Annotated in this window: 9 protein-coding genes and 2 pseudogenes; 8 read left to right on the top strand and 3 right to left on the bottom strand. The window is 74.1% G+C overall.

Going from position 1 to position 12329, the window contains the following annotated elements; all coding sequences use genetic code 11:
- Window positions 1–97: pseudogene (locus tag ABZW03_RS27015) on the top strand (ABC transporter ATP-binding protein); the annotation flags it as partial.
- Window positions 98–155: 58 nt separating this feature from the next.
- The gene (locus ABZW03_RS27010; protein ID WP_355263402.1) at window positions 156–2636 is read left to right on the top strand and encodes an FtsX-like permease family protein; all 2481 of its coding nucleotides are present in this window, start codon (window positions 156–158) and stop codon (window positions 2634–2636) included.
- Here ABZW03_RS27010 and ABZW03_RS27005 read toward each other — a convergent pair.
- Window positions 2630–2848, bottom strand: a pseudogene (locus ABZW03_RS27005) (SRPBCC family protein); the annotation flags it as partial. The gene ABZW03_RS27010 and the pseudogene ABZW03_RS27005 sit on opposite strands and share 7 nt — an antisense overlap.
- A 38-nt stretch (window positions 2849–2886) precedes the next feature.
- On the bottom strand, window positions 2887–3897 hold the full coding sequence (locus ABZW03_RS27000) for an aldo/keto reductase (RefSeq protein WP_355263399.1): 1011 nt from the start codon (window positions 3895–3897) through the stop codon (window positions 2887–2889).
- A gap of 299 nt (window positions 3898–4196) precedes the next feature.
- On the opposite strand from ABZW03_RS27000, the gene ABZW03_RS26995 reads away from it, so the two are divergent.
- The 6 genes from ABZW03_RS26995 (at window position 4197) to ABZW03_RS26970 (ending at window position 10899) form a co-directional block, all read left to right on the top strand.
- Window positions 4197–5213: an AraC family transcriptional regulator gene (locus tag ABZW03_RS26995; RefSeq protein ID WP_355263396.1), complete on the top strand. Its 1017-nt coding sequence runs from the start codon at window positions 4197–4199 to the stop codon at window positions 5211–5213.
- Window positions 5214–5801: 588 nt separating this feature from the next.
- Entirely contained in the window at window positions 5802–6938 is a 1137-nt protein-coding gene (gene proB / locus ABZW03_RS26990) for a glutamate 5-kinase (protein WP_355263393.1), read from the top strand.
- 173 nt (window positions 6939–7111) lie between these two features.
- On the top strand, window positions 7112–7636 hold the full coding sequence (locus ABZW03_RS26985) for a hypothetical protein (RefSeq protein WP_355263390.1): 525 nt from the start codon (window positions 7112–7114) through the stop codon (window positions 7634–7636).
- 86 nt (window positions 7637–7722) lie between these two features.
- Window positions 7723–9045, top strand: coding sequence for a glutamate-5-semialdehyde dehydrogenase (locus ABZW03_RS26980; protein ID WP_355263387.1), 1323 nt, complete (start codon window positions 7723–7725; stop codon window positions 9043–9045).
- A gap of 89 nt (window positions 9046–9134) precedes the next feature.
- Window positions 9135–9719 carry a hypothetical protein gene (locus ABZW03_RS26975; protein WP_355263384.1) on the top strand — a complete coding sequence of 195 codons (585 nt, stop codon included), beginning with the start codon at window positions 9135–9137 and terminating at the stop codon, window positions 9717–9719.
- A 211-nt stretch (window positions 9720–9930) separates the two neighbouring features.
- Entirely contained in the window at window positions 9931–10899 is a 969-nt protein-coding gene (locus tag ABZW03_RS26970; RefSeq protein WP_355263381.1) for a hypothetical protein, read from the top strand.
- A 60-nt stretch (window positions 10900–10959) separates the two neighbouring features.
- Here ABZW03_RS26970 and ABZW03_RS26965 read toward each other — a convergent pair whose 3' ends face one another.
- The gene (locus tag ABZW03_RS26965; protein WP_355263378.1) at window positions 10960–12045 is read right to left on the bottom strand and encodes a M48 family metallopeptidase; all 1086 of its coding nucleotides are present in this window, start codon (window positions 12043–12045) and stop codon (window positions 10960–10962) included.
- Window positions 12046–12329: the final 284 nt, after the last annotated feature.

Here is a 12329-nt window from a genome sequence, read left to right as displayed (position 1 = left end):
CGCCGACGGCCGCATCGTCGACGAACTCCACCAGCCCACCGCCGACACCGTCCTGGACCGCATGCGCCGCTTCGACGCCAAGGGCCGCACCAGCTAGCAGCCCCCGAAAGCCCGCAGCCACCCGTCCCCGAGTACCCCAGGACTGACACTCCCCCATGTTCCGCACCGCACTGCGCAATGTGCTCGCCCACAAGGGCCGACTGCTGATGACGGTACTGGCCGTCATGCTCGGCACCGCCTTCGTGGCCGGCACGCTGGTCTTCTCCGACACCTTCGGCAACGCGCTCCGGACCCAGAACTCCAAGAGCTACACCGACATCGCCGTCACGGTCAGCGACCGCGAGGCCGCCGGCCGGGCCTTCGGCCACGGCGACGAGGCCACCACCGGCCCGACCCTGACCGAGGAGACCCGGCGGAAGGTCGCCGCGCTGCCCGGCGCCGCCGAGGCCCGCGGCGTGGTCAGCGGCTTCGCCGGCATCGCCGACCGCAAGGGCGCGCTGATCGGCAACGGCTTCTCCACCACCGGCACCAACTACGTGCCGGGCGCCGACGGCACCGACCCGCGCTACCCGCTGGTCGAGGGCCGCGGCCCGAAGGACGCCACCGAGATCGCGCTGGACGCCAAGACCGCCGACAAGGGCGGCTACAAGGTCGGCGACACCGTCCGGGTCGCGGTCAACGGCCCGGTGATGCAGCTCAAGCTCACCGGCACCCTGCGCACCAACGACCCGCGCGTGGTGGCCGGCGGCTCGCTGGCCGCCTTCGACACCGCCACCGCCCAGCAGCTCTACCTGACCCCGGGCCGCTTCGCCGAACTGGACGTCAAGGCCCAGCCGGGCACCGACGACGCCGCGCTGCTCGCCGCCGTCCAGCAGGCCGTCCCGCAGGGCGACTCCATCGAGGCGAAGACCGGCCGCGAACTCGCCGACCAGCAGGACGAGATGATCAGGAAGGGCACCACCGTCCTGACCACCTTCCTGATGGTCTTCGCCGCGATCGCGCTGTTCGTCGGCATCTTCATCATCGCCAACACCTTCTCGATGCTGGTCGCCCAGCGCACCAAGGAGCTGGCCCTGCTGCGCGCCATCGGCGCCACCCGCCGCCAGATCACCCGCTCGGTGCTGGTCGAGGCGCTGCTGGTCGGCCTGACCGCGTCGGTGACCGGTCTGCTGGCCGGCATCGGCATCGCCGTCGGGCTCAAGTCGCTGCTCAACGGCCCGATGGACGCGAACCTGCCGGACGGCCCGCTGATCGTCGCCCCGGGCACGGTGCTCGCCTCGCTCGCCGTCGGCGTGCTGGTGACGGTGCTGGCCGCCTGGCTGCCCGCCCGCCGCGCCTCCCGGATCGCCCCGGTCGCGGCGATGAGCTCGGCCGAGCAGCCCGCCACCCAGAAGGGCCTGCTGGTCCGCAACACCATCGGCCTGCTGTTCTCGCTGGCCGGCGCCGGCGCGCTGGCGGCCGGTGTGGGCGGCAAGGAGGTCAAGCTGGTCGTCGCCGGTGCCGGCGCGCTGCTGATCGGCGTGTTCGTGCTGACCCCGCTGCTGTCCCGGCCGCTGATCACGCTGATCGCCCCGCTGCTGCGCGCCCTGTACGGCGCCCCCGGCAAGCTGGCCAAGGAGAACGCGATCCGCAACCCGCGCCGCACCGCCGCCACGGCCTCGGCGCTGACCATCGGCGTCACCCTGATCACCTCGCTGACCGTGATCGGCGCCTCGGTGAACCAGGCCGTGGACAAGGCCACCGCGACCGACCTCAAGGCCGACTACACGGTCGCGATGCAGAACTTCTCCGCGCTCTCCCCGGAGATCGCCACCCAGATCGCCAAGGCGCCCGGCGTCAGCGCGATCAGCGCCGAGCGCGAGGTCTCCGTGAAGACCGGGCAGAACGAGGACGACAGCGAGTGGCTGACCGCGGTGGACGCCGCGACCATCGACCAGCTGGCCACCGTCAAGGTCACCGAGGGCTCCGCGGACGCCCTCAAGCAGGGCAAGCTGCTGGTCAGTTCGGGCCGCGCCGAGAAGGCCGGGTACAAGGTCGGCGACACCCTCGCCGTCACCTACCCGGACGGCGTCAAGGGCTCGCTGACCGTCGGCGGCATCCTGGAGGCCAACACCGCGCTGGCCAACGTGGTCGCTCCGGAGGCCGTGGTCGGCCCGCACGCCCGGCCCGGCTCCGGCCTGCAGAAGGTCCTGGTCAAGGGCAGCGACGGCGCGACCCCCGAGCTGAAGCAGGCGCTGCGCGACGCGTCCGGCGGCAACCCGCTGATCGCGGTCAAGGGGCAGAAGGAGATCCGGGAGGAGAACCGCTCGATGATCACCGGCCTCCTGAACATGATGTACGGGCTGCTCGGCATGTCCGTGGTCATCGCGGTGCTCGGCGTGGTCAACACCATGGCGATGTCGGTGTTCGAGCGCCGCCGGGAGATCGGCATGCTGCGGGCGGTCGGCCTGGACCGGCTCGGCATCCGCCGGATGGTCCGGCTGGAGTCGCTGCTGATCGCGCTGTTCGGCGGGCTGGTCGGGGTCGCCCTCGGCATCCTGGTCGCCTGGGCGGGCGTGCGCACGATGGCGGACAGCCTCAAGGACATCACCACCGTGGTGCCGCCGGTGCAGACCGCCTGCTACCTGCTGGCGTAACTGTAGTGCCGCTCGGCCTCGTTGAAGTCGACGAGGCGCTCGACGATGACCTCGCCCTCGGGGTTCTTCAGGCTGCGGACGCGGCCGCCCTCGGAGGCGGTGCTCTCCGGGATGTAGGGCAGCCAGTCGGGCAGGGCGTCGAAGCCGCCGATCAGGCTCCAGACCTTCTCGGGGGTGGCGGGGACGGTGCGGCTGACGGAGGTGGAGGCCATGATCGCTTCTCCTGGGTTCCGGTACGGGGGGTGGGGGTTCAGGCGCCGTGGGGCAGCGGGGCGGCCTCGCCGACCAGGCCGGCGGAGCGCAGCTCCTGCCAGAACGCGGCCGGGACGGTCTCGTTGAGGGCGGCGACGTCCTCGGCGATCCGGCTGGGCTTGGTGGCGCCGGGGACGGCGGCGGCGGTGACCGGGTGGGCGAGGGAGAACTGGAGGGCGGCGGCCTTGACGGAGACGCCGTGCTTCGCGGCCACGGCCTTCAGCTCGGCGACGCGCTCGACGATCTCCGGCGGTGCGGCCTGGTACTCGAAGTGGGCGCCGCCGGCGAGGATGCCGGAGCTGTAGGGGCCGCCGACGACCATGTCGACGCCCTGCTCCTGCGCCATCGGCAGCAGGCGTCCCAGCGCGTGCTCGTGGTCGAGGAGGGTGTAGCGGCCGGCCAGCAGGAAGCCGTCGGGGCGGGGCTCGTCGAGGGCGAGGGTCAGCTCGATCGGCTCGGTCTTGTTGACGCCCAGGCCCCAGGCCTTGATGACGCCCTCGTCGCGCAGGCGGGACAGGACGCGGAAGGCGCCGGTGCGGGCCTCCTCGAACTTGGCCAGCCACTGGTCGCCGTGGAAGTCCTGGGCGATGTCGTGGACCCAGACGATGTCCAGGCGGTCGGTGCGCAGGCGCTTGAGGCTGTCCTCGACGGAGCGCTCGGTGGCGTCGGCGGTCCACACGTGGAGCATCTTGTTCGGGTTGCCGTGCTCGAACAGGCCGCCCTTCTCGCCGAGGTCGCGGCTGCCCTGCTCCGGCTCGTCGAGGACGACGCGGCCGACCTTGGTGGACAGCACGTACTCGTCGCGGGGCTTGGCGGAGAGCACCTCGCCCAGGCGCTCCTCGGAGAGGCCGGCGCCGTAGAAGGGGGCGGTGTCGTAGTAGCGGACGCCGTGCTCCCAGGCCGCCTCGACGGTGGCCAGGGCCTCGACGTCGGGGATCGCGCGGAACATGTTGCCGAGGGGGGCGGTGCCGAAGCCGAGCTTGCCGGGGAGGATTTCCTTGAGGGACATGTCAAAGCCTTTGCGGAGCAGGCGGGCGCTCAGGGGAAGGGGGACCCGCCGGGTGGTACGCGCGCCGATCAATTGCTGCAGACGCGCCTTACATGCAGAGACAATAGTTGCACGCGCGCCGTAATGCAAGGGCTCCCGTCCGGGGCGCCCCGCACCGGGGGGACGGGCCCGGACGCGGCGCACCCGGCCTGACCTTGTAGGTTTCGGTGTCACCGGCTGCAAGGGGCCGGTGACAACCGGTGGGAAGGGGAGCCCCGCCGGGCGGGAAGGGGACGGACCCCGGAAGGGAAGGGCGGACGGTGGCCACGAGCACGGAGAGCGTGTTCCGCAGCGAGGGCGTACCCGAGAGGGAGCGGTTCGACTGCTGGCGGGAGCTGGTCGGCCGCACCCGGGACAGCGAGGTGACCAGCGTCCACTGCGACGACTTCCGGGCCGAGATGCGGCGCCTGGAGCTCGGGCCGGTGACCCTGCTGCGGACCTCCTTCCCGCCGACCCGCTTCCAGCGCACCGCGCGCCGGGTGCGCCGCTCGGACCCGGGGGTGTTCCACCTGACCCTGCTGCTCGACGGCGGCTTCGCCCTGACCCGCGACACCGGGCGCACCGAGACCTTCGGGCCCGGCAACCTGCACCTGCTCGACAGCTCCCACCCGTTCGACCTGCGGGCCTTCGGCGCCCGCGCCCAGGCCCCCGCGGAGCGCCGGATCGAGGCCGTCGGCGTCGACTTCCCCACCGCCCTGCTGCCGCTGGCGCCGGACCGGGTGCACGAGCTGCTGGGCCGCGGCTTCTCCTCCCGGGAGGGCACCTGCGCGCTGCTCACGGAGTTCCTCGTCGGCCTCGACCGGCAGGCCGCCCTGCTGGGGCCCGTCGAGACCCCCCGCCTGGGCTCGGTCGTGGTCGACCTGGTGGTCGCCTGGCTCGCCCGGGAGCTGGACAGCGAGGCCGCGGTGCCCGACGACACCCGGCAGCGGGCCCTGGTCCAGAACGTCCGGGCCCACATCGGGCGCAACCTGCACGACCCCGAGCTGACGCCCGCCGCGATCGCGGCCGCCCACCACATCTCCGTCAGCTACCTGCACCGCCTGTTCACCCGGCAGTCCGACGGCGAGACCGTCGCCGCCTTCGTCCGCCGCCAGCGGCTGGAGCGGGCCCGCCGCGACCTGGCCGACCCCGCGCTGCGCGCCCTGCCCGTCCACGCCGTCGCCACCCGCTGCGGCCTGCCCCGCCCCGCCGAGTTCAGCCGCGCCTTCCGGGCCGCGTACGGCCTCTCCCCCCGCGAGCACCGCCTCCGGGCCCTGGCCGGGGCCGCCGGCGGATAGCCGCACGGGCCGGTCGGCCGACGGATAGCGGCGCGACACGCGCGAAGGGCCTCCCCGTGACCCGCGGGCGCGAAAACCCCGCACCGCGGGCACGCCGTGCGCACGGGCGGACCGGAACCGCGGATCAGTGCACGCAGTGCCAACAACCGTCCACTCGGTGCCAACACGGCGGGGCGGCGCAAGTCCGCGTTCTCCGGCCCGCAGGCGGCGAGCGACAGGGCGGTGGCCGCGGCGAGCGCGGCGACGGTCAGCTTGGTGGTGTACGAACGCATGGTGCGCTTTTCTCCGTGGGCGCACGGCCGCGACCGTTCCCGGCCTTTGCCCAGTGCGGCGCCGCCCGTCGTGACAGGAAGGGTCGATGACGACATGGGTCCAGCGGGCAAGAAGCCGTCCCCCGATCTGGCTTGCGGTCAGGGACCATACCAGTCATCCGGATTGCCGGACGGGCTGTGGCGAGCCCGTGACCGCCCCGGGTCCAGCCGGTGAAACACCCTGCGGGCGACCTGCGCGGATCGCGTAGATTTCGGGGGTGACGGCCGGGCCCGGGCCCCGTCGCACCCGCACCACACCGGAAGGGCGTACAGCGAGATGAGCGAGGACTCTCTGCGCGAGGAGGTGCTGACCGCGCGGCGGATCGTCGTCAAGGTCGGCTCCTCCTCCCTGACCACGGCGGCCGGCGGCCTGGACGCCGACCGCGTCGACGCCCTGGTGGACGCGCTCGCCAAGCTGCGCGCCCGCCCCGAGGCCCCGGAGGTCGTGCTCGTCTCCTCCGGCGCCATCGCCGCCGGGCTCGCCCCGCTCGGCCTGGACCGGCGGCCCAAGGACCTGGCCCGCCAGCAGGCCGCCGCCAGCGTCGGCCAGGGCCTGCTGGTCGCCCGCTACACCGCCTCCTTCGCCCGGTACGGCATCCGGGTCGGCCAGGTGCTGCTCACCGCCGAGGACGCCAGCCGCCGCGCCCACTACCGCAACGCCTACCGCACCCTGGACCAGCTGCTGGCGATGGGCGCGATGCCGATCGTCAACGAGAACGACACCGTCGCCACCGCCGAAATCAAGTTCGGCGACAACGACCGGCTGGCCGCCCTGGTCGCCCACCTGGTCCGGGCCGACCTGCTGGTGCTGCTCTCCGACGTGGACGGCCTGTACGACGGCGACCCGTCCCGCCCCGGCACCAGCCGGATCGCCGAGGTGCGCGGCCCGCAGGACCTCGACGGCATCGAGATCGGCAGCGCCGGCAAGGCCGGGGTCGGCACCGGCGGCATGGTCACCAAGGTCGAGGCGGCCCGGATCGCCACCGGTGCGGGCATCCCGGTGGTGCTCACCGCCGCCAGCCAGGCCGCCGACGCGCTGGCCGGCCGGCCCACCGGCACGCTCTTCCTGCGCACCGGCAGCCGGACCTCCGACCGGATGCTCTGGCTGGCCCACGCGAGCAGCCCGCGCGGCACGCTGCACCTGGACGAGGGCGCCGTCCGGGCGGTCGTCTCGGGCGGCGCCTCGCTGCTGCCGGCCGGGGTCACCAAGGTCGACGGGGAGTTCGCCGCGGGTGATCCGGTGGACCTTCTTGCCGAAAACGGCCACATCGTGGCCCGCGGACTGGTCAACTTTGATGCGAGGGAGTTGCCCCGCCTGCTCGGCCGGTCCACCCGCGACCTGGCCCAGGAGTTCGGCGCCGCGTACGAGCGCGAGGTCGTCCACCGCGACGACCTGGTCGTTCTGCGCGGCTGACCGGCCCGGCGGGCCGGCACCGGCCGCCCGGCCGCTCGGCGCAGCGCGACGGCGGGCCGCTCCGTACCGGGAGCGGCCCGGCCACGGGCGAGGAGGGGCGCAGCCGTACCGGTCGGCCGAGCGCCGACGGGGCCGGTGGGGACGAGACGACATCGCCGAACAGGAGGCCGCCGGTGGAACGCAGGCGCGAGGCAGCGCTGACCGCAGGGACGGCGGGCCGGCGGCTGACCAGCATCGACGGCGGACGCGGGGACGGCCCCGCCGAGCCGGCCGGTCCGCCGTCGCAGAGGCCCGGCGGGGTGCGCAGGCTGCGGCCCGAACGCGACCGGGCGGCCCAGCCGCCCACCGTGCCCGAGCAGGCGCGGCTGTGGCACGTGGTGCTCAGCGTGGCCGGGCAGGTCACCCCGCTGTCCTCGCTGCGGGCCTCGCTGGAGCGGCTGGCGCACGACCACTCGTTCTTCCTGACCGCCCGCTACGCGGCCGACCACGCCGAGATCCGCTACTGGGAGCAGGCCCGCGACCTGCACGACGCGGCGGCCATCGCGCTGCGGCTGTGGGGCGAGCACAAGGTCACCGCGAAGCTGCCGCCCTGGGAGATCGTCGGGCTGGAGGTGGTCGACCGGGCGACGTACCACAAACGGGTGGCGGAGGGCTTCGGCGATCCGCCGCCGCACCTGGGCGGGGTGCACCCGTACTGAGGCCCGGCGAGCGAGCCGCGTCAAGGCCGTCTCACCGGGCGAAATACCGCCCGGTGAGGGCCGGTGCAGTCGCTACCCTTGGCGGCATGACCAGCGACCTCACCACCGCCGACAGCCCCGTCCTCGCCGTAGCGCGCCGAGCCAGGGAGGCCGCCGCCGCGCTCGCCCCGCTGCCGCGCGGCGCGAAGGACGCCGCGCTGCTGGCGGTCGCGGACGCGCTGGTGGCCCGCAGCGCCGAGATCGTCGCGGCCAACGCCGAGGACGTGGCGCGGGCCCGGGCGGCCGGCACGGCCGAGTCGGTGATCGACCGGCTGACCCTGACCGAGGAGCGGATCGCCGCGATCGCCTCCGACGTGCGCGACGTGGCCGGCCTGCCCGACCCGGTCGGCGAGGTGGTGCGCGGCTACACCCTGCCCAACGGCCTGGACGTGCGGCAGGTCCGGGTGCCGCTCGGCGTGGTCGGGATCATCTACGAGGCCCGCCCGAACGTCACCGCGGACGCCGCCGCGCTCTGCCTCAAGTCCGGCAACGCGGTGCTGCTGCGCGGCTCCGCCTCGGCCTACCGCTCCAACACCGCGCTGGTCGCGGTGGTGCGCGACGCCGTCGCCGCCGCCGGGCTGCCCGCCGACGCGGTCCAGCTGGTGCCGGGGGAGAGCCGGGACTCGGTGCAGGAGCTGATGCGCGCCCGCGGCTACGTGGACGTGCTGATCCCGCGCGGCGGCGCCTCGCTGATCCGCACCGTGGTCGAGGGCTCGACCGTCCCGGTGATCGAGACCGGCACCGGCAACTGCCACGTCTACGTGGACGCCGAGACCGACCTGGCGATGGCCGTCGGCATCCTGCTGAACTCCAAGGCGCAGCGGGTCAGCGTCTGCAACTCGGCCGAGACGCTGCTGGTCCACCAGGACGTCGCGGACGCCTTCCTGCCGCTCGCGCTGGCGGCGCTCGCCGAGGCCGGGGTGACCGTGCACGGCGACGAGGCGGTGCTGAAGGCCGCCGAGGGCGGCCCCGCCACCGTGGTGCCGGCCACCGACGAGGACTGGGGCGCCGAGTACCTCTCGCTGGACCTGGCCGCCGCCGTGGTGCCCTCGCTGGACGCCGCCGTCGCGCACATCCGCCGCTGGTCCTCCGGCCACACCGAGGCGATCGTCACCACCTCGCAGGCCGCCGCCCGCCGCTTCACCCGGTTGGTGGACTCCACCACGGTGGCCGTCAACGCCTCCACCCGCTTCACCGACGGCGGTGAGTTCGGCTTCGGCGCGGAGATCGGCATCTCCACCCAGAAGCTGCACGCCCGCGGCCCGATGGGCCTGCCGGAGCTGACCAGCACCAAGTACATCGTCACCGGTGACGGGCACGTCCGGGGCGAGCCGACGCAGACCGTGGGCGGGGGCGCGGACGCCCGCTGAACAGCGCGCGGAGCCGGTCCGTCACACGTGTGACGGACCAACTGCCGGGAGCCACAGACAAATCGCCCGGCCGGTAATACGCTGAATCCGTGGCTGAGGATGTGGGGGGCTTCCCGTACCCCGACGGCGCCGACCACGGTGGTGCGGACGACGAGTTCGCCACCGTGGTCTTCGATGAGGCCTTCGTCCGGTCCGCCGCCGTGCACGAGCCGACCGCCAAGGAGCGGCAACTCGCCGCCGCCGAGGCCCGGTTCGAGCCGGACACCGCGGGCCCGGGCTGGGGCTACGACGTCCCGGCCGGGGACGGGCTCCCGCTGGAGCTGCGCCCGTACCCGAGCGGACTCGACGCGGACCACCTCTACCCCGACCCCTGGTCGGGGCCGGGCCGGGCGGCCGACCGCCGGGTCCGGCGGCGGTGGCGACGCGGCTACGACCCGGTGCGCGCCCGCGGGCGGTACGTGGCCCAGCAGCGCTGGCACCGGCCGGTGGCCTGGGTGCTCGCCGTGATCATGGGCGTGAGCCTGGTGGCGGTCGCGGTCGCGGCGGTCTACCAGGGTGTGGGCGGCTCCGCGGGCACGCCCCGGCGCCCCGAGTCCGGCAGCAGCAGTGCCGGCGTCGACCCGGGGCAGGCCCCGGCCGAGCCGCCGCTGGTGGTCACGGCGCCCGCCGGCTGACGCGGGCGCGGCGCGGGAACGCCCCGGGCGCACGCCCCGGGGCGGTGGTCACGGAGCGTTCCCGGGAATGTGCTCCCGGACCCTCGTGGCGGCGCTGGTGTCCGCCTACCCTGGTGGTGTGGGTGACCCGCGAGAGCCTCCTGAGGGTACGCCCGAGGACGGTTCCGGCAACGAGGACGAATTCCGGTCCGTCGTTTTCGACGAATCGTTCGTGCGGGCTGCCCGCATCCAGGAGCTGTCCGCCCGGGAGCGGCTGGCGGGCTCCTTCGGCAAGGCCACCCGGCCGCGGGTGCGGCTCGGGCCGCTGGGCACCGTCCCGCGCCAGGCGCTCGTCCTGCTGCTGCTGATCCTGCTCGCCTTCGGGACCGCGGTGTACTTCGGGGTGAGCTCGCCGAGGGGCGCCGCGGTACGGCCCGAGGGCAGCCAACTGACGGTCAGCCTGGTCGCGTTGAGCCCGGCGTCGGCCGTCCGGCCGGTCGCCGACCCGGCGAACCCGTTCGCCGCCCTGCCGACCGGGTACGGGGACGGCGCGCTCGGGCTGAACACCCCGACCGGGGCCGCCACCGGCCACTTCAGCCGGGTCGAGGTGACCAAGGCGCTCGACACCGTCCAGCGCTACCTGGTCGCCTCCTCGCTGTCCCCGGCCGCGCTGGTCCGGGGCGCCACCGCGGACGTACGGGCCTTCGTCACGCCCGGTGAGCAGACGGAGTTCGACGCGAGCGTGGCGCAGCCGGTGGACGACCGGCACCACGCGGTGACCGGCTGGATGGTCCGCTTCGACCCGGCGCAGGTCGCGCTGGCCTCGCCCACCGTGAAGGTGGCCGGGGCGATGCGGATCGACGAGGCGGACGGTGCGACCCTGCAGATCACCACCGACCACACCTTCGTCTACGCGTTGAAGCCGGCCGGGGCCCCGGCCGGAGCGCCGGTCACCCTGGAGACCGTGCGGCGGCAGCTGACCTTCGAGTTCGACCGGGTCGACCTGGCCTCGGCGCAGCTGCGGCTGGTGGACTCGGTGGTGCAGGCCGGGCCGGCGCCCTGCGGCACCTCGATGGCGGGGTTCCTGCAGCCGGTGCTGGCCACCGAGCAGGGCACGGTGGTCGCGCCGCCGACGCCGGTCGACCCCGGCAACCACGCCCGGCCCGGCTGGCAGGTGTGCGGGGTGCTGGCGGGCGGCTGAGGCCGCCCGCCCGGGCCGCCGTAGCAGGCCCGGGCCGGTGGCCGTCGCGGACCCGGCCGGTCAGCTGCCGTCGCGGTCCGAGGAGCCGCTGCCCGTGGAGCCGCCGCCCGAGGAACCGCCGCGGCCGGTGCCGCCGGTGAAAGTGTCCCGGAGCTTGCCGCCGACGGTCGCGGCGCCGCCGGCGACGTCCCGGAGCAGGCCCATCAGCGGGTCCTTGCTCTCCTTGACCGAGTTCGTGTAGTGCTCGGCGGCGGCCTTCCACTGCTCGGTGACCGAGGCGTCCGGGTCGTCCGAGCGGCGCGGGTAGGCGCCGGCCATGATCGAGCGGTAGTCGTCGCTCTCCGCCCACTTCTTCAGCTGGGCGACCCGGACCACCGCGAAGGGGTGGGTCTGCGGCAGCAGCTGGAGCACCTTGAGCACGCCGTCGCGCAGGTCGCCGGCCTTCTCGTACTCCTCGGCCTGCTCCAGGAAGGCGTCGACGTTCATCTCGGCCAGGTTGTGGCCGCCGGCCAGCTTCATCAGGGCCCGCATGGACGCCTGGAGGTCCTGCCCGGCGAGCAGGCCGGCCCGGTCGCTGGACAGCTCCGCCTTGCGGAACCACTCCTTGAGCGCGGTGATGATCGCGGTGATCGCCAGGTTGCCGAGCGGCACCCAGGCGATCCGGGTGGCGATGTTGGTGAGGATCATCAGCATCGTCCGGTAGACGGCGTGGCCGGACATCGCGTGGCCGACCTCGTGGCCGATGACCGAGCGCAGCTCCTCCTCGTCGAGCAGCTCGACCAGGCCGCTGGTGATCACGATGATCGGGGTGTCGATGCCGATGCAGTACGCGTTGACCGCCGGGTCCTGGGAGACGTACAGGTCGGGGACCTGCTCCAGGTCGAGCACGTAGGCGGCGTCCCGCACCATGTCGTGCAGCTCCGGGAACTGGCGCTCGGAGGTCTTCACGGCGGTGGCCAGGAACATCAGCCGGATCGCCCGTTCGGAGACCAGGCCGGCGAGCTTCTTCAGGATGTCGTCGAAGCCGGTCAGCTTGCGCAGCGCGACCAGCGCCGAGCGGTCCGCCGGGTGCTCCCAGGCCCGGGTGGAGATCCCGGGGAAGCGCTCGCGGCGGCGGCTCGGGGTCTTCGCGGTCGTGTCGGTCATGGTCTGAGTACCTCCTGGTCGACGGCGGCCGCGGCCCGCTGGCCCGCCCCCCGCTGGTCTTCGCCTGCTACGACTGTCTGTGCAACGCGTGTGGTTGCGTACTCGTCCCCGGGCCAGCGTACGCGCGGCCCGTGATCCGCGGTCCGCGGTCCGCGGTCCGCCGGGCGGGGGCGGCGGCGCGCCACCGGCCCCGGCTCGCGTGTCAGGCCGGGTGGACGAGGCGGGTCTCGTAGGCGAAGACCACGGCCTGGATGCGGTCGCGGAGTTCGAGCTTCTGCAGGATG

It is taken from the genome of Kitasatospora sp. NPDC004799 (genome assembly GCF_040609095.1).
Lineage (GTDB): Bacteria > Actinomycetota > Actinomycetes > Streptomycetales > Streptomycetaceae > Kitasatospora.
This window is presented reverse-complemented; position numbering and strand designations above follow the sequence as displayed.